Here is an 18616-nt window from a genome sequence, read left to right on the forward strand (position 1 = left end):
ATGAAATTTTTATCTTTAGCAGGGCGCAGTGTCCTCGCGACGTTGTTGCTTGCCTGCACGCCGGCGGCCAGTGCGTTGAGTCAGGATATCACTGCGGTCTTCAGGCCTGACCCTTCAAGCGCCATGAACAACAAGTTCATCAATATCACACCCGTCTGGGGATATTGTCGAGACAACCCTGGACAGTGTGCCAATTTGGGGGTCTACAGTCATGTGGCGCGCATCAATTTTACGTCATCCCGGCCTATTCAGCCGAATCACTCAGATGTCCGACAAGGCGCTATGTTTTCGCTACCCGGTGATTGGCGTACGGTACAGATTGTCGATTCGGCCACGGGTAAAAGCGAAGAGGTTTCGATACGAATCGCCGGTGTGGGAGGGGTGTATCGGCTTAGCGTAAGCCCCATCGAATTGGTGGGGCAAGATGTAGGCTTAGCGCTAGCGCATCAAATGCTCTGGGGTAGTCATTGGGGTCGTCCTCCTCAACCGTGTATAAACGGTGGGAATCCCGGAGGCTCTTATTTCGGATACACGGGTTTCGGTTTTTTTTGGCACACGCCGCAACAGGACTTTACCTGTGCTAAAGGCGCGAGATACCTGATACCTGATCTTCGCTATCAGTCTTTTACTTACACCTATGAGCTGCGCACCCCCGACCCTTTGAAGATGTTGTCCGGCCGGTATACAGGATCATTGACCTATTCGGTTGGGCCACGGCAAGACTTTGATCTGGGCGATGTCATGCTTCCCGATGACTCGGCACTCACGCTCAATTTCAATTTTGAGGTCGACCACGCCTTCCGGGTAGAGGTCCCTCCCGGTGGAAATCGTGTCGAACTAGTCCCCAAGGAAGGCTGGCAGTCATGGCTTACGACCGGTAGTAAACCGACGCGGTTGTTCCGTGACCAGACATTCCATATCTCGGCCTCTTCCTATTTCAAGATGAGGCTCGAATGCCAGTACATCAGCGGTAATACCTGTGCGATCGCAGAGACCGGCTCGGGTCATGCTGTACCCGTGGATGTCAGCGTGAGCTTGCCCGAGGGACTGACGGACGCCATCGGGCAGCCGGTCAACCGCCGTCGATTGTTACTCGATGGCAGCGGCACCGAATTGTTCAAGCCAAGTTTTTTTGTCAATCGACAACAGGGGATCTTGCACTTTGAGGTGGACGGTAGAGGTGTTGGAGAAATGCTGGACAGCGGCGCCAAGGCCTATACCGGCAACGTCACGGTGATCTGGGATTCGGAAGTTTAAAAATGCCAGGTCCATTCATGAATTCGAAGAAGGCCTTACCCATGACGGGATTGCCAAACATAGCGCGTTGTATGCTCGCGGCGTTGTTATTTGCCTGCGCGCCGGCGGCCAGCGCATTGAGTCAGGACATTACTGCGGTGTTCAGGCCTGATCCCTCGAAACCCAATCAGAATGAATTTACCAATACCACGCCGGTCAGCGGCTATTGCGAAACTTTTCCAGCCGAATGCGGCACAAGCAGATTTAGCATTCGGTTGCCCATACGCTTCAATTCGGTCTCCGCTATACAGCCAGGCCACGGGGATTCTCGACAAGGTGCGATGTTCCAGCTGCCTGTCAGCTGGCGGACCATCCAAGTTACCCATGCAACTACCGGTGAAACTGAAACGGTGCAAGTGCGCTGGTCCGGCGTGGGTTCGCAATACTGGCTTCCAATAAGTGTGGTGGATTTAGTAGGTGGGGGCGTGCCTCTCCTGGCTGCTCATCAGCGATTATGGAACAGCTCCAGCTGGGTATATGCCCCCGCGCCCTGCGAATACAGTGGCGTAGGCAACCTCGATACCTTGTGGTATCGATTTTTCTGGCAAACACCCGCCGAAGGCGTCTGTGCAAAACGGGCCAACTACCTGATCCCGACCCTCTCGTACAGTTATCTGGATTTTGCCTATGAACTGCGCACGCCCAATCCCCTGGGCATGTCATCCGGTCAGTACACGGGTTCGCTGACCTACACGGTTGGCCCTGGGCAGGATGTCGACATGGGCGACGTCATGCTCCCCGACGATTCGTCCATTACGCTCAATTTCAAAGTCGACGTCCAGCACACCTTGAAGGTTGATATCCCCCCCGGTGGCAGTCGGGTGGAGCTGGCGCCCCAGGAGGGCTGGCAAGCCTGGCTGAGCAGCGGTCGACGACCCACGCGGTTGTTTCGTGACCAACGGTTCCATATCTCCGCTTCTTCCCGTTTCAAGATGGCATTGGATTGCCCGGCCATCAGCGGCAACACCTGCGCGATTACCGAAGCCAGCTCCGGTCATGCCGTGCCGGTGGACGTCAGCGTGACTCTGCCCCATGGCTTGACGGACGACACGGGGCAACCGGTCAACCGCCGCCGGCTGTTGCTCGAGGGTAGCGATCCCGGGTTTTTCCAGCCGGGTTTTTATCTCGATCGCAAGCCAGGAACGCTGCATTTTGAAGTGGCCAGCGACAACGTGGAGGCCATGCTCAACCAGGAAGGCAAGAGGTATACCGGCGACATCACGGTGATCTGGGATTCGGATATTTAGGGGCCAGCAGGCCGACAACATCCAATGTGCTGTGTTTACTGCATGAGGTTGAAAAAGCGATGAAGAAATCATGGGCGTGGGTTGGGTTCTCTCTGTTTTGCGGTGTCGCCCAGGCTGGGCCGCAGATTGGCGTCGGGGTCGTGTACGACTACCTCGACGGCGATAAGAGCACCTACATGAAACGGGTCTTCAACGGCGGGACGTCCACGGCATTCGTCAAGGTCAATATCCTCGAAATCATTTACAAGGAAGACGGTACTTACCAGGAAGTGCCGCTGCAAAACCAGGCCAGCGCCGTGGCCCGTGATGGATTGATGGCCAGCCCGGCGCGCTTGATCGTTCCGGCCAACGGTGTGCAGGGCACCCGGTTGCTGTTCATGGGCGACCGCGACAAGGAGCGCTACTTCCGGGTGCGTTTCGTGCCGGTGGTGCCGGAGGCTGACGACGAATTCGCCGTCAGCGCGCAAGAGCGCGAGGACTACAAGAAGGAGCGCGTGGAAGCCGGGGTCAAGGTACTGGCGGGCTACGGCACGGTGTTTTTCGTGCGGCCCAAGGACACCCGTTTCGACACCGTGGTCGACGACAATGCCAGTCGATACCAGCTGAGCAACAAGGGCAACAGCGTGGTGGTGGTCGATGAGTTCAAGGATTGCGCGGTGCAGAAAGAGAACGACTGCCGTCCGACCACCAAGCACCACATCATGACCAACCGTTCCTTTTCGTTCGACAAGGAAGCGGGGCGTGAGTACCGCTTCACGCTGATCGAAGGCAGCGAGAAAAAAGCCATCGAGATCAAGGGTTGACGGCAGTTACGCCGAACGGGTCGTCCACGCCACAGGTAATCCATATGTTCAAGACACTGATACAGCCCCTCGCGTTTGCCGCTCTGATACTGCCTTGGCTGTCAGCCTGGGGGGCGCGTGAAAGCAAAGTCTTTGAAGTCTACGTCACCATCCCGACGGCCGACTTCTATGTGCTGCCCCTCGACCCGCAGTTGGTCCAGCGCGAACAGCGTCTGGCGTTCAGCACCATCACCTCGGATCTCGTCCCGTTGCGGGCCATTTACGAAGTGAAGAACACCACTGGCGCCATTGGCGCGCGCCTGGGTGAAGAGGCGTATTTGTCCAATGGCCGTGAACGCATCGACCTGCGGGTGAAGTTCAATGAAGTCGTACTGAGCCTGGATTCGACCCAAGTGGTATCGGCCATCGACGCCAGGCCGGGACGGCAGGTACGGCTGGAGATCGCCGCCATCAAGCCAGGGGACGAGTATGTGCCCGGTGATTATTACGGCACGGTGCACATGGTGTTCGATGCGCTGGCGCCGTAGGGTGTCGATCCGACGATAGCCATGTGTCGGTTGGCAGTGTCTTGGTCATTCACCGGGCCTGCCACCGCGTCGTATTACCACTGAAACGATTTGAGCGAGTCGGCGGTTACCCCTGGCCTGGCATAGGCCCAAGCCCAATCCGGTATTTGAAAATGACTTTCCAGATGCAGGGCAAAGTCCAGGCGACTGCGCCCTGGATGGTTGCTGGGAAAGTCGAAATTGTAGAGATAACGCTGGGCCTGGCTTCGGCTGACGCTGAACAGGTCGCGGACGATTTGATTGGCGCGGGCTTCCTCTCTGCCCTGGCCGGCGGCCATTGCAAGCGCCAGGTTACCCACGGAGTCGAACACCCCGGGTTGGGCAAGTGCCTGTCGTATCGTGCTGTCGCTGAAGTACGGGCCGACCAGGTCTTCCCATAGTCGTCTGATGTGCTGCCGGGGCAGACTTAAAATCCCGGACCACAGGTCCGGGACATTGAGCAGCATTTCTACCCTGGAGTTGGACGGTGCGTGCCCTGGGGCGCCGAAATACCTGGCCGCCGAGGACAGATCAACGCTGTCGGTGTCTCCCAATATTTCCTTCAGCAACACCAGGAAATCCACCAAGGGTTGACGATGGACGATGAGCGTACGCAGGTTCTGATCGTTGAAGACGCGCATCCACTCGACGTCGATGCTTTCCGTTCTCAGCAGTTCCTCCAAGCAAGTGCGAGAGTACTCGGCGATGAGCCGGAGTCGCTCGTCGGAGATCGCCGGATCGCGTAGCCAGCCTGCAACCAAGCCGACATCCAGCAAGCCGCCTAAATGAGATTCGATGACGGGTGATGCATAGACAATATTGAAGCGTCTCTCCAACTCCGGGAAGCGTCCAAGAGCCGCCATCAGGAGGCCGACGGTTTCCTCGGCATTTTGGTAATAAACGAATTGCTGGAACAGGGCATCGTCATCGATGTCCTGGTCCGTTCCAGCGGTGAGTCTTTCGGCAATTCGGTCCAGATCGTCGCGGCCCACCAGATAAGCACCACCGAGTGCTTCATCGAGCGCATCGTCATCAAGATCGGCGTGGACATCATCGTCGTAACGGACGTAAGCCTCATCGATATCCGGATGGTTCATCTCCAACTGCCGAGCGGTGACTCCGTACTCGAGCATGATGTGCTTGACGTTGGCGCTCAACAGCAGAAATTTGTTGCCGAGCAGTAGGTCGATTTGTTCCCTGTCGACGGGCTTCAGCAGAATTTCCTCAAAGAATTGCCTGACCGCTTGTTTGTCCTGCACGTTGTATGGAATGTTGTCCGGCATCAGTCTGGCCAGGGAGTGTGGTGACAAGAAACGCCCTATGTTGAACAGAATTTCCGGTGGCAGGGCGGCCTGTTGTGCCTGTTCCAATGCCCTGCGCCCTACCCAGTGGGTGTAGCGTTCCAGGTAATCGAGCAACGGTTGAAACAGACGGTGCGGGTTAGGGAATCCGACAACGATGCTGGTCAGGTCGAGCACTGCGGCATCATCCAGGACCTCCACCAGAGAGTCGGAGTAATCCAGAAAAGCCTGTTGCAGGGATGAGATAGGCTGCACCAGGAAAGCATTGACCTCTGGATGCTGGTCGACATAGTCGGCCGCTTCATTGCGCAACCCTTGCATGGTAAATCTGCCCTGGCTTCCCTCGTTCAATCCCCGGACAACGGCGTTGAAAAAACAATTGCCATCGGCTGGAATCTCCACAGTGTCTTTACCCAATTGCAGGTTGTAATGGTTGAAGGTGGTTCGTCTCAGAACGATGTCCAGCGCGTTTCTTTCCGGGTGAGAAACGCTGGGGTAGATGCGTTCCGCTTGCCCCGGGGTAAAACGCACCGACCAAGGTCGCGATCCGGGGATTTCATTGATGAGCAGCAGGCTGCGGTGTTGCGGCCAACTGGGAAGCCGAGTCATAAGGGCCGGGACCAGGTCCATGATGTTGGTGTTCCAGACGCCAGGGCTGCGTATCGAATCGGAAATGCTCGCAATCGCGCCGGGTGTCGACGTTTGCGCAGCTTGCGCAGCGTTCGGTTGCGCGGGGGGGCTAGTCGGGCGCTTGCGTTTCCCTCCGCCATGACCAAACCCTACGGTACGCCATTCGCCGTTGGGCATTCGCGCCACGGTACTTCTCATGACGCCGCTGGAGCGGATGCCCAAGCCGGTCGATGGATCGACGATCACGGCTTCGGTCGCGGCATGCTTTGTATTGTCGTGTACCCGGAACACCGTCCCCTCGGGCTGGCGGATGTAGACCGGGCGGGTCACGCTGCCAGTGGTCGGGTTGACGAAGGTCATGCGGTAAAAGCCCTGTTCGTCCGTCGCCGTCGCGTGAACCACGGAGGTATCGGTCACAGCAAAGCGTTGGTAGACGGCCTCTTCCAGAGGCAGTCCGGCCAGCGCTTCGTCCCTGGCTTGGCGTCGCGCTGATATCGCCAGGAACGAGGTGCGGCCGCGTGCGGCGTTCGCCGTCGCACGAACCAGGCTTCGCCCGGGATAATTGGCGATTTTGTGCACGAAGAGCAGCGTCCTCAGGTTCAGCGGGATCGCGCCGGTCTTGATGGTCAACAGTCCCGTTTTTGCCCAGCTTTTCAAGAACGTGACAATGCCGGGCGTCATGAGCATGCCGGCGATCTCCTGCGCGATATCGATCGCCAGCAGGGCCAGGCGTGCATGGGTCTCACGCCGCACGTCACGGTTACTGTTGGAGAGGGGATCGGCATGAATGACCTGGAAGTCGACGTGCTCGCGGTGAAGGGTTTCGATGAAATCACCCGTGATCGGCAGGGCGCGAACCCAGGGGCGACCGGTTTGTCCGAAGATTTGCCGGGTCTCCGCTGGATAGGTGGTGGGCAGTCGCGCGCGGAAATAGGCCTGCCATTGCGCGTCCCGCAAGAGTTCGGTCACTCCCACGCTCAGATCGGCAAATTCATGGAAATCCTGGCCGCCGGGGCTGTCCGGGAAGTACGCGCCCACCGTGCCGTTGATTTCCGGCCCGACCTGATCGGTAAGGATCAGTGCGCCTTCAACCTTCAGTGCCGAGCGCAGTACCCCTGTCACGCCCATCGTGCCGCCTAGCGTAAGGCCGTAGAGACGCACGTTTTTTCCCATCACATGGCCGTGTCTGTTGGCTGGCGGCGACTGCTGCAAGATCACGTCCAACCAGAGCGCCAGCAGTTTTTGGGGGCTTGAAGGGTCGATGGTCCTGTCGATGAGGCTGCTCTTGAACACTTCGTCGCCCCTGAGCGCGGCTTCGTACCCTTTGAACCGCATGTTGGCCAGGTACGCGGCCTGCCAGGCGGCCTTGTATTCGGGTTGGTTCAATTTTTCCCGCAGCATCGCTTCGTAGCGGCCGCCGGCGTCGATGGCGGTCGTCATCATCGCCAGTTCGGATCCGGACAGGGTGATGAGGTAACCATTGGACGGATTGCGTATACGTTGGCCTTTTCGGTCGAGAAGGTGGACGGGCAGCACCGCCAGAGCGGCGGGGTTTTTCGACGGGCGCAGGTTATCCAGCATCAGTTGGGTCAGGCTGGTGGTCGTGGATTGTCTTGGATTGTCGGTGCTGCCGAAGAACAGCCTGACCGTCGTAGCGTCGGGATCGGGATCCAGGTCCGGATGCACGGTTCGCTGCAGGTATTGCTTGATCTGTTGGCGAGTGAACTGCACCAACGTCGGGATGCCGTTTCCCAGGTTCTGGACAGCTCGAACGACCCGTTCTTCCAGGAGCAGATAGCGCTCCTGCTCCAAAAACGTGGAGGTTTTGTAAAAGTCGGGACGGTTATATTCGATCAACGCCTGCTGGCGCACAGCCGAGGGGCCGGTGAGCGACAGTTGGGGCAGGGCCTGTGCCTCCTCCGTGTCTTGCGCAAAGATTTGCAGCTCCGTCGTCTCGCTCGCGGCGGCCTCGAAGACTTTTTCCAGGGCCGCGGCCTGGCTCTGCAACAGATCATTGGCCGCGACCTCGAACACATGCCCGGTCAGTTCGCTGGAGATCGACTGGATCGTGCGTCGCTGCCCAGCGTGCAAAGGGCGGAGGGTGCTGATCAAGGCCTGGGACGAAACGAACCGCTGCAAGCCGTCTTCCATGGAGTACAGGAACAGGACGGGATGATTCGCTTGCTTGATCACCATTGCCGCCGGCCATTTTTGCGCGGGCGCGCTGCCCATATCGAGCATGACCGTAAACACTTGGGGAACGGGGGGAAGCAATAAACGGCTTCGGCCGGCCTGGGAAGGCTGGTGGGTGATCCGTTCCAGCAGCCGGTCTTCGTCGTACTGCGTCAGTCGGGCACTCCCGGTCAACTGGCTGGTGGGTGTGCGGTCTACTTGATATAGCTGGAAAAAGTGCAGGAATCGCTGCGCGAGCAAACCGGCGAACACCGCCTGGGCCGTGGGCGGCGGTGTTGCATCGGCGTCGGTATCGGGCGGGTCCGCACGGATCATGGTGTTGCGAAACTGCAGCAGGTCGGCACGCAACTGAGCCTTGAGGCTGTCATTGCGGGTGGGGTCAGGGAGATAGAATGCCGACTCCATGGCCCTCGACAGCGCGGCGTCGACAGGCCTGGTGAATACACTGTCGGCCTCTGCCGTGGCCTGGGGATCGGTGAAAAAACCAACGCCGCCGAGAGGGAAGGAGGGCGGCGCATCCCGCAGAAGGCTTTCCCATAGCACGTCGATAAAGGGCTCTGAGCTGGTCAGCGAACGGACGCCGTTCGTGTCGGTCGTGAAACGGTTGACGTACCAGTGATCCGGGGCGATCGATTGAAACAACGAAGGTCGGAATTTTCGGGCGGGTACCTTGGCCTGGATGTTACTGATCAGCAGGCTATGCATCACGTTTTCGAAGGTCGGCAGGCCGGCGAACAAACGGGCCAGTTTCGCCTCATTGGCATCCAGCGCATCCAATTGCCGGGCCTGTTCAGCTTCCCGGGGACTGGGCGGCGGATCTTGTGGGGCTGGGGCGGTGGTGACGATTCGCCCGGAACCTTGGTAATTGGACGGAATGCCTGCACGCAATCGCTGCATTTGTGCAGGCGTGAGTGCCACGCCGCTACCCCTTAAGGATGAGAAGTCCAGGGACATATGGCTGATATGCGGATACACCCAGCCCTCGCGTGGGGACAGGGCGCCGGTGGGCTGGTTTTCCCTGCTCTGATGGGCAGGCAAAAAGCCGGGCGTTACGGCGTCGCGCAACGGCACGTGAGTGGTTTTAGTCTGGGCGGCGGAGTCGATGGTCTCGACTTCCTGATAAGTGACCCGCACCTGGGCGCTACCGCTCAGGCCTTGTTCGGCTAGCCATCGGTCGGCAAGCGCATGTGTCACGAAGTGTTGGCCGCTGGGTAGTGGAGTGATGGACGGGAGTTCGGTTGCCAGGGACGGCTGGACTATCGAGCGCGCGCCGAAGGCGTCTGACGACTCGCCAGATTTCTCTTCAAAAAAAACAGACATGCAGGTATCCCGGTTTTGTTTAAGGGACACCGACCGTATCGCAGCGCACACGCGGATCTGACATACATATTTATAGGCGGGCGGCAGCGATGGGAGAGTTGTATCTCAGGGTTTCATGGACTCGTCACCAGGGGCTGGCATTGAGTGTGGCTGCCCGGTTGGAGGTAGGGCGAAAGGAACGGCGCCATGCCCTTGAGCACCTGAACCGGCAAGGCCGAGGTGAACTTGAAGTTCTGCGCCGAAGCCCCCGGGACGTAAGCGGTGAGTGTGCCGAAATGGCTGTCGCCGATGTAGAACACGAAGGTCGCGGTACGGTTGATCGACTTGGAGCTGATGACCCGTCCACCGGAACCGATGGCTTCGATACGGTTGTCACCGGTGCCAGTCTTGCCGCCCATGGCCAGCGGTGTACCGTCGGCCAACTTGAAACTGCCGGCCACGCGTTTTGCGGTGCCGGCATCCACCACTTGTGACAGTGCACCGCGTAACGCCCGGGCGACCTCCGCCGGCATTACGCGCTTGCCGTTCTCCGGGTTGCTGACCAGTCGCGTTTCATAGGGTGTATCCACCGCAAACTGCAAACTGTCGACGCGCAGGGCGGGGCGCCGCACGCCGTCATTGAGAATGGTCCCCACCAGTTCCGCCAACGCGGCCGGGCGGTCGCCGGAACTGCCGATGGCGGTGGCCAGCGAAGGTACGAGGTGATCGAACGGGTAGCCGACTTGTTGCCAGCGTTGGTGGATATCCAGGAACGCTTCTATCTCAAGCATGGTGCGGATGCGACTGTCGCGGGCGCTCTTGTGCCGGCTCTTGAACAGCCAGCTATAGACTTCCTGGCGCTCGAACTGGCTGGCCTTGACGATCTGGCTGAACTTGGCATCGGGGTTGTTCAGCAAGTAACCCATCAACCACAAGTCCAAGGGGTGGACCTTGGCGATGAAGCCCTGGTCCGGCAGGTCATAGGCGCCGGGGCCATAGCTTTGGTAGAGCCGTTCCAGGCGCTCGTCGGTGAGTTTTTCCGCGCTCTTGGCGGACTTCAGGTGGGCGCGTACGAAGCGGTTGAAGCTTTCCTGGCTGTCGTTGGGAAAGAAATAGCGGTGCACGGCGGCCAGGCGAATTGCGGTGGGACGCATGCCGTCGAGGAAGGTTTCCAGGCGCTGGCCGGTGTCTTTCTTTTGATATTTCTTCCAGAACCTGAGCAGGAACGACGTGCCTTCGCGATCGGCGAATTGGGCCAGGTATTCCTGGCGGCGTGGGTCCTTGTCGTCCTTGAGCAGCTCGGAACTGTTGTTGGGGCCGGCATAGGTGGCGTAGCGCACCAGGTCGCGCATCAGGCGGATGAACGGCAGGTTGATGGATTCGCGCAGGGCGTCGCGCAACGTCGGCAGGCGGCCGTCGTCTTCCTTGCGGAAGTTATGGAAGGTGTGCAGCCCGCCGCCGGTAAAAAATGCCTCGCCGGGGCTGGCCGAATAGGTCCGGTCCAGCGCGGCTTCGAGCATCTTCGGCAGGCTGCGGTCGGTGTTTTCAATCAAGTAGTCCACCGCCCAGCGCGACAGGCGATCCTGCTCGGCGATTTCGGTTTTCTTCAACGCCGCCGGGGTCTGCTGGGCATAACGCTCGTGCAGTTCGGCGATGATTTGCAGGTAGGTCGTGAGCACGCGCAACTTGGCGGTGGAGCCCAGTTCCAGTTTGCTGCCTTCGTTGATGTCGAAAGGCTGGTCGGTGCTGTCGGTTTGAACTCGCACGCGGGAGCCATCGGGGGTCAGTTCCAGCAGGGTGAAGCTGTAGCGCACCTGCGTGGTGCTGGTGGGGGTCAGCAGGCGTTCTCCCATCAGGCCGATCTCGGCGGCGAACGCCGGGTCGGCCAAGCGCTTGAGGTACTCGGTGGCCTGGGCCTGCAGGTCGCTTTGCAAGGTGCTGGTGGCGGAGAGGTCGAGGCGATCGAGGTCGTACAGCGGACGGTTGAGCAGCGCAGCGAGGCGACTGCGGGCGGCACTGATGCCCTTGTTCGTTTCGTTGGGCTGGACGGTCGGGTCCTGGACCCAGTCGCGGTAGGAAACCTTGCTCGCCAGTGCTGCCTCGGACAGCGCCGCGTCGATCACACCGTTCTGCGCCAACAGGCGAATGTGGCTGTCGGTCAGGCTCGCCAGTTCATCATGGCCCTTGGACAGGTAATGTGAAGGCCGCCGCTGGGCAATCATCAACGACAGCATTTCCCGCAGGGCCAAGCCCTTTTCCGCCAGGCTCTTGGGGTCGCTGGCGCTGCTGAACAAGCGTTCATTGGCGCGCTTGAAGTCCGCGCCGTACCAGACCCTCAAACCTTCCGCCATGCCATGTACTTCGCCATGCCCCGGCACGGCTGAGAGGGGGACGCTGTTGAGGTAGTCGCGGACGATCCGCTGGCGCGCCTCAAGGGTTTGCGGGCCGGCCTGGTAGGCGCGCACGCTGGCGGAAATCATCTGGCGGATCTTCTCCGCCCCCGACACGGTCAGGCCTTCGGGGGAGTGCCGGTATTTCTCGAGCTGTGTGGCCAGCGTGCTGCCGCCGGCAGACTGTCCCGGCAGGCTCAACAGCTTGGCCACCTGCGACCACGCCGCCATGCCGAAGCGCGGCCAGTCTACCGCCGGGTTGGCCAGTGGTTGCTTGGGGTCGAGCAAAAAGCGGTTCTCGATGAACAACAGGCTTTGCACCACCACCGGTGGTATGGCGTCAAAACTCGCATACAACTGTTGCGGGTACTTGAACTGATACACCGGCGCGGCGCGACAATCGGTAAGGGTCAGCCCCGCCTGGATCTTTTCCGGGTAGGGCACGAACAAGCCCTTGTGGACGTAGTCCATCAAGGCCGGCGAAAACCGCGCCTGGGCCTCGACCACGTAATCGCGCTTGAGCAGCCGCGGCAGGAATTCTCCCAGCGCGCTGTAGCCCAACCGTTGATCGAACGGGCCGGCTCCCGGATAGACGATGGCATCGCTCGGACCCGGTTGCACCGAATAGGTCAAGGATGCGGCGTACTTGCTGACCTCCTGTGCCTGGAACCGGGACGTGCGCATCTCCTTGGCCACAGCCAGGCCGACCACCACCACGATGATCAGCAACAACAACCAGAACGCCCGCCAGCCATGCCGGGCGCGGCGAGTTTTTTTAGGTAAAGGCGCTTCTTCCATACGTTCAGTCGGGACCACAGGTTTATTCGAATCGGTTTGCCACAAAGCGCCCATAGTCGACTGATCCATTCACGCAGATTGATCGGACTTGCTTGAAGCTTAGACGGTGGTTGGCGTGGGGGGAGGGGAAATTGTGGACATCCGTGTGTAACGGCTTGCGGCGGTGCCCTTTGTGGCGAGGGAGCTTGCTCCCGCTGGGTGGCGAAGCCGCCCCCGCTTTTTCAACTCGCAAAAGCTGGGCGGCTGCTGCGCAGCCGAGCGGGAGCAAGCTCCCTCGCCACGAAAAGTGATCAGAGCCATATGGTGTCCCAGAGCGGGTAGTCGCCAATACGATCTACCAGGCCTGCGCGAAGGGGGTTGGCAATGATGTAGCGGGCGCAGGGCCGCAGGTCCTGATTGTCGCGGATCGCCCGGTCGTGAAAGCCGTTTTGCCAGAAGGCACCGTTCCGGCCCATGGCTCGATTGATCGCAAGAGTGCTGCGAGACTTAACCCCTCGCATCACTTCAGACAGTCCGGCTTGCTCCAGCTGTACCAACCAATGCAGGTGGTCCGGCATCACAACCCAGGCGAGCGAATTGATCTGGAATTGTTCATGCGCCAGACGCATCTCCGCAACTAGCAGACGGCCCAGCCGCAAGTTTTTGAAGATCGGCGTGCGTTGGTGGACGACCGTAGTGACGAGGTAACCTCGCCCAGGTTCTGATGAGCGTCCATGACGCAGTCGATGGGAGTTTGGACGTAGAGGATGCATTCCGTGCTTCCTTTTGCTGAGTTCACCATAACGGTAGCTGTGCTGGCTCCGACCCGTCGCGTTGATGGTTGAACGACTTTTCCGAAAACAACGTAGTCCCCGTGGCGAGGGAGCTTGCTCCCGCTGGGTGGCGAAGCCGCCCCCGCTTTTTCAACTCGCAAAAGCTGGGCGGCTGCTGCGCAGCCGAGCGGGAGCAAGCTCCCTCGCCACGGGCTGGTTAAGTCTGAAAGCCTTGAGCCAGAGCCATCGGCCCATCCCTGCACATAACGCCACACCACCACTGTGCAATCCTCGGCGCCGTTTCTGAAAAGCCCCTGACTCAGACAATTCCTCTTGATAAGTCCATGACCATCTCGGTCATTCCCTGAATTAACCTATTTTTATAGTGAAACTTTCTGTTCTCGGCTTTTTATACTGCACGACCCGCTGATCTTGAGGATTTTTCCTACAGGACGGTTTGCCCACAAGGCAGGCCCGGTTTCGGCAAATGCAGCAAGCTCATCCGTTTGCGGCTTTTGGAGACTCGGTGGTCAATCCAATAACAAGACGAGGTTGTATCCCTATGCCAGTCGGCAACCCTCTGCCCCATGGCGAGATCGCCCAGGGCGGTCCGCTCAAACGTGAGCTCGGCGAGCGGCATATCCGCTTGATGGCGCTTGGCGCCTGCATCGGTGTCGGGCTGTTTCTCGGTTCGGCCAAGGCCATCGAGATGGCCGGGCCGGCGATCATGCTGTCCTACATCATTGGAGGCCTGGCGATCCTGGTGATCATGCGCGCCCTCGGCGAAATGGCCGTGCACAACCCGGTAGCCGGATCGTTCAGCCGCTACGCCCAGGATTACCTCGGCCCGCTGGCCGGCTTCCTGACGGGTTGGAACTATTGGTTCCTGTGGCTGGTGACCTGCGTGGCGGAAATCACCGCCGTGGCGGTGTACATGGGCATCTGGTTCCCCGATGTACCCCGCTGGATCTGGGCCTTGGCCGCACTGGTCAGCATGGGCTCGATCAACCTGATCGCGGTGAAGGCCTTCGGTGAATTCGAGTTCTGGTTCGCCCTGATCAAGATCGTCACCATCATCGCCATGGTCATCGGCGGCGTCGGCATCATCGCCTTCGGTTTCGGCAATGACGGCGTGGCCCTGGGCATCTCCAACCTATGGACCCATGGCGGTTTCATGCCTAACGGCGTCTCCGGCGTGTTGATGTCCTTGCAGATGGTCATGTTCGCCTACCTGGGCGTGGAGATGATCGGCCTGACCGCCGGTGAAGCGCGCAACCCGCAGAAAACCATCCCCAACGCGATCGGCTCGGTGTTCTGGCGGATCCTGCTGTTCTACGTCGGCGCGCTGTTCGTGATCCTGTCGATCTACCCGTGGAACGAAATCGGCACCCAGGGCAGCCCATTCGTGATGACCTTCGAGCGCCTGGGCATCAAGACCGCCGCCGGCATCATCAACTTCGTGGTGATCACCGCCGCGCTGTCGTCCTGCAACGGCGGGATCTTCAGCACCGGCCGCATGCTCTACAGCCTGGCGCAGAACGGCCAGGCCCCGGCGGGCTTTGCCAAAACCTCGAACAATGGTGTGCCACGCCGCGCACTGCTGTTGTCTATCGCGGCGTTGCTGCTGGGCGTGCTGCTCAACTACCTGGTGCCGGAAAAAGTCTTCGTCTGGGTGACCTCCATCGCCACCTTCGGCGCGATCTGGACCTGGGTCATGATCCTGCTGGCCCAACTCAAATTCCGCAAAGGCCTGAGCGCTTCCGAGCGTGCCGCACTGAAATATCGCATGTGGCTGTACCCGGTCAGCTCCTACCTGGCGCTGGCATTCCTGGTGCTGGTGGTGGGCCTGATGGCGTACTTCCCCGACACCCGCGTGGCGCTGTATATCGGCCCGGCGTTCCTGGTATTGCTGACGGTGTTGTTCTACACCTTCAAGTTGCAGCCGACCGGGAATGTGCGGGGAGCCGTGCGTTCGGTTTCCTGAGTCGATAGCGATGTAAAACAGAGCCCCGGTCCACGACCGGGGCTTTCTTTTTCCTGAACTGTGGAGCGCTTGTTACTTCTAACAATAGTCCGCGTGCTGACGGGGCCCTGGATTCAACGTTGTCCGACAGCACGGTCGTTGGAGGGACGTATGAAAGCGATATGGAGCGGTTTTTTCAGTTATTCGCTTGTCGGGTTGGCCAATACGCTGATCCATTGGCAGATTTTCTTTGTCCTGCGCGTGGCGTTCGGCCTCGACCAATCGACGAGTAATTTCATCGCCTTTTGCGTGGCCGCCTCCTTTTCTTTTTATGCCAACGCGCTGTACACCTTCGAAGCCAAACTCTCCGTGCCGGGTTATGTGCTTTTCCTGTGTGTCATGGGCGCGCTCAGTTTCATGGTCGGTCACTTGGGAGATCGCTGGCGCCTCCATGGCCTGCTGACTGTGGCGGCGTTTTCGCTGTTGAGCCTGGTGCTTGGTTTTCTGTTTTCCCGGTTCGTTGTGTTTCGCGGACATCGGCCATGAAGATCTCGCTGATTGTCCCGATGTACAACGAAGAGCAGGCCATTGGTCTGTTCTACGAGAGTGTCCGCCGGCATCCGCAGTTGAAGGATCATTGCGTCGAAATCGTCTTTATCAACGATGGCAGCAACGACCAGACCGCCGTCCTGGCGCGCGAGATAGCGTTGACGGACAACCAAGTCCTGCTGATCGACTTCTCCCGTAATTTTGGCAAGGAGCCGGCCTTGTTCGCCGGCATCGAGCACGCCAGTGGTGACGTGGTCATCCCGATGGACGTGGATTTGCAGGACCCTATCGACGCAATCCCGCGAATGATAGAGCAATGGCAAAAAGGCGCCGAAGTGGTGCTGGCCAAGCGTCGCGATCGTTCGTCCGACAGTTACCTGAAGCGCCGAGGCGCGGCGCTGTTCTACCGTTTGCTCAATCGTATTGCCTATCCCCATATCGAACAGAACGTGGGGGACTTTCGTTTGATGGATCGCAAGGTCGTGGAAGTCATAAAGACACTTCCTGAGTATCAGCTATTCATGAAAGGCGTGTTGTCGTGGGCGGGTTTCAATACCGTCATTATCGAATACGACCGCGCAGGCCGTGCCGCCGGCAACAGCAAGTTCAATGGCTGGAAATTGTGGAACCTGGCCCTGGAAGGCATCACCTCATTCAGTACCGTACCGTTACGGTTGTGGACTTACGTGGGGAGCTGCATTTCGTTGGTCTCATTGCTTTATGCCGCCTATCTGATCCTCGACAAGTTGATCTTCGGAAGCGATCTGCCCGGCTATCCATCGCTGATGACGGCGATCCTGTTCCTGGGCGGTGTGCAACTGATCGGTATCGGTGTGTTGGGTGAATACATCGGGCGAATCTATCTGGAGACCAAGCACCGGCCTCGCTATGTCATCAAGGAAATGATCCAGGGCGGCCGACCCAAGATGCGAGATGAGTCGTGAGCCAGTTCCCGTGGGCAAGAACATTGACGCCACGGGAAGTGTTGCTGTTTTTCCTGGCAGCCACTTTTCTTTTCATCTTTCCCTTGGTGCAGGCTGATTATTTCTACAACGATGACAACTGGCGGGCGCTCGTGGCCGGAGCAGGGTGGCGCGAGGAGGGGCGAGTTGTCATCGATTGGTTCTACAACGTTCTTTCGTTCAGCTCGAGATCAGCGGATCTGTTTCCCTTGCCGTTATTCATCGCGACGACCGCTGTTTCGTTTGCGTTGAGATCGCTGACTTTTTTCTATTTCGAGCGACCGACGTTAGTCCATTGTCTGGTCGTCCTGCCCATCTGGTACAACCCTTTTCTCTTGCAGAACCTGTCTTATCACTATGACGGGCCGGCCATGGCGTTGGGGTTGGTGGCGCTTGTTTACGCGGTTATCTGGTCATCTGACAGGGGCTGGCGAAACGTCTGGATACCGGCATTGTTAGTGGCGCTGGCATTGTCCATCTACCAAGTGCTGATCGGTTTTTTTATTGCGATGTGCTGTGTCGAGGTGATCCGCCTGGTTTGGCAGGGCACGCCTTCGCAGCAAGTGTTGCGGTTTATCCGCTGCAAGCTCGTGGCAATCGGTGTCGGCGTATCGGTTTATTACCTCACGGCTTATCAACTCATGACGGGAGCGCGTCAGGTGTTGTTGCCGTTGGAAATCAGCAGCCTGCTGGAAATGGGAAACCGCCTTTCGTTTTTGGCGAGCATGTTCGGTGGCTTGGTTATCGAAGGCGCTCGGCCACTGGTGTTGGGCGGTGCATTGCTGACGCTGGTTGGGTACGTGTGGACAGGCGTCGGGTTAGTTCGTCGCCCGGACCCGGCATGGCGAAAAGCGTTGCTGTTGTTTTTGTACCTGCTGGCTTTTGCGGTGCTCTTGCTCTGCATTCCAGGCATCACACTGTTATTTGTCGAGTTCAACTACGGTGCCCGAACGCTGGTGGCTTTCTCTGCGTTGTTGTTGCTGGTGTTTTATTCGTGTCAGCAAGTGCTTGGTCGGATCCATGCCAGCCTGGGGCTTGTCCTGTTGATTCCGTTACTGGCGATGTTGTCGTTCTCGTTCGGACACGGACGTGTCCTGTCGCTGCAAAAACAACAGGAGGCTGTTGTGCTGGCCTCGCTGGCCTATGACATCGACCACTCGCCGCTGCGCGATAAGGATCGCATCTACATGATTCCCGAGTTGAAAGCCAATTGGCTTCCGGCCGCCAGCGGTTTGTTCGCGGCGATGCCGGCCCAGCGGTATGTGTTGGGTGTGGGGTATGTATTACTTCCAGAAAGCCTGCCGCGAGCGGGCATTACCAATGTGTACCTCGCCAAGAATGCAGAGGTGATTGCATCGATTCGCCGCGGGGATTTCTTGCCGGTGGTGTCTACGGGTTTTTATGACCTGTTTGTCATCAAGGACAGCGGTTACATCTTCATGAAAAAACCGCAGGGTGATCCCGATGTGGTGCCCAAGCTGTGTTTGTTTGTCGATATCGCGCAATGTCGATGAACGTCCGCGTCAGCAAACACAGCGCATCACCCGTGGCGAGGGAGCTTGCTCCCGCTCGGCTCTGTAGGAGCTGGCGAAGCCTGCGATCTTTTGATCTTTCTCTTTAGGGTCAGGTGTCTTTGGGAAAGATCGCAGCCTCGTTTCACTCGGCAGCTCCTACACAGCTCCTACACAGCTCCTGGCTGGTGCTCTAGCAGGCCGACGTTTAAGCCGCCACGATTTCCTGGGGCTCGAAACTGTCTGCCCGCGCGATGTGGTGCCCAAGCTGTGTTTGTTTGTCGATATCGCGCAATGTCGATGAACGTCCGCGTTAGCAAACACAGCGCATCACCCCGTGGCGAGGGAGCTTGCTCCCGCTCGGCTGCGCAGCAGTC

General features: G+C 58.9%; 11 protein-coding genes. 8 read left to right on the forward strand and 3 right to left on the reverse strand.

The annotated features are described in order from the left end of the window. Genes FHK92_RS01880 through FHK92_RS01895 form a run of 4 tightly spaced genes read left to right on the forward strand, consistent with a single transcriptional unit; the run spans position 1 to position 3873 of the window. A complete protein-coding gene (locus FHK92_RS01880) occupies positions 1 to 1257 on the forward strand; it encodes a hypothetical protein (RefSeq protein ID WP_181286554.1) in 1257 nt (418 codons plus the stop codon). Positions 1258 to 1298: 41 nt separating this feature from the next. Continuing rightward, entirely contained in the window at positions 1299 to 2543 is a 1245-nt protein-coding gene (locus FHK92_RS01885; protein WP_181286577.1) for a hypothetical protein, read from the forward strand. Positions 2544 to 2602: 59 nt separating this feature from the next. Continuing rightward, positions 2603 to 3346 (forward strand): molecular chaperone, encoded by a 744-nt coding sequence (locus tag FHK92_RS01890; RefSeq protein WP_181286555.1) that lies wholly within the window; start codon positions 2603 to 2605, stop codon positions 3344 to 3346. A gap of 44 nt (positions 3347 to 3390) precedes the next feature. After that, positions 3391 to 3873, forward strand: a complete 483-nt coding sequence (locus tag FHK92_RS01895; RefSeq protein ID WP_181286556.1) for a CS1 type fimbrial major subunit — start codon at positions 3391 to 3393, stop codon at positions 3871 to 3873. Positions 3874 to 3947: 74 nt separating this feature from the next. On the opposite strand, the gene FHK92_RS01900 is transcribed toward FHK92_RS01895, so the two are convergent. The 3 genes from FHK92_RS01900 to FHK92_RS01910 form a co-directional block, all read right to left on the reverse strand. Next, on the reverse strand, positions 3948 to 9335 hold the full coding sequence (locus tag FHK92_RS01900; protein ID WP_258232544.1) for an OTU domain-containing protein: 5388 nt from the start codon (positions 9333 to 9335) through the stop codon (positions 3948 to 3950). Positions 9336 to 9448: 113 nt separating this feature from the next. Then, complete coding sequence (locus FHK92_RS01905; protein ID WP_181286557.1) at positions 9449 to 12556, reverse strand: transglycosylase domain-containing protein; 3108 nt, start codon at positions 12554 to 12556, stop codon at positions 9449 to 9451. Between the two features lie 236 nt (positions 12557 to 12792). Then, the gene (locus FHK92_RS01910) at positions 12793 to 13254 is read right to left on the reverse strand and encodes an REP-associated tyrosine transposase (protein WP_181286558.1); all 462 of its coding nucleotides are present in this window, start codon (positions 13252 to 13254) and stop codon (positions 12793 to 12795) included. Positions 13255 to 13816: 562 nt separating this feature from the next. On the opposite strand from FHK92_RS01910, the gene FHK92_RS01915 reads away from it, so the two are divergent. From FHK92_RS01915 to FHK92_RS01930, 4 genes are all read left to right on the forward strand, one after another. Further along, positions 13817 to 15238, forward strand: coding sequence for an amino acid permease (locus FHK92_RS01915; RefSeq protein ID WP_181286559.1), 1422 nt, complete (start codon positions 13817 to 13819; stop codon positions 15236 to 15238). Positions 15239 to 15388: 150 nt separating this feature from the next. Then, complete coding sequence (locus tag FHK92_RS01920; protein ID WP_181286560.1) at positions 15389 to 15763, forward strand: GtrA family protein; 375 nt, start codon at positions 15389 to 15391, stop codon at positions 15761 to 15763. Next, complete coding sequence (locus FHK92_RS01925) at positions 15760 to 16710, forward strand: glycosyltransferase family 2 protein (RefSeq protein ID WP_181286561.1); 951 nt, start codon at positions 15760 to 15762, stop codon at positions 16708 to 16710. Before FHK92_RS01920 ends, FHK92_RS01925 begins: the two co-directional genes overlap by 4 nt. Further along, complete coding sequence (locus FHK92_RS01930) at positions 16707 to 18242, forward strand: glucosyltransferase domain-containing protein (RefSeq protein WP_181286562.1); 1536 nt, start codon at positions 16707 to 16709, stop codon at positions 18240 to 18242. Before FHK92_RS01925 ends, FHK92_RS01930 begins: the two co-directional genes overlap by 4 nt. Positions 18243 to 18616 lie beyond the last annotated feature (374 nt).

The sequence above is a fragment of the Pseudomonas brassicacearum subsp. neoaurantiaca genome (genome assembly GCF_013608025.1).
Taxonomy (GTDB): Bacteria; Pseudomonadota; Gammaproteobacteria; order Pseudomonadales; family Pseudomonadaceae; genus Aquipseudomonas.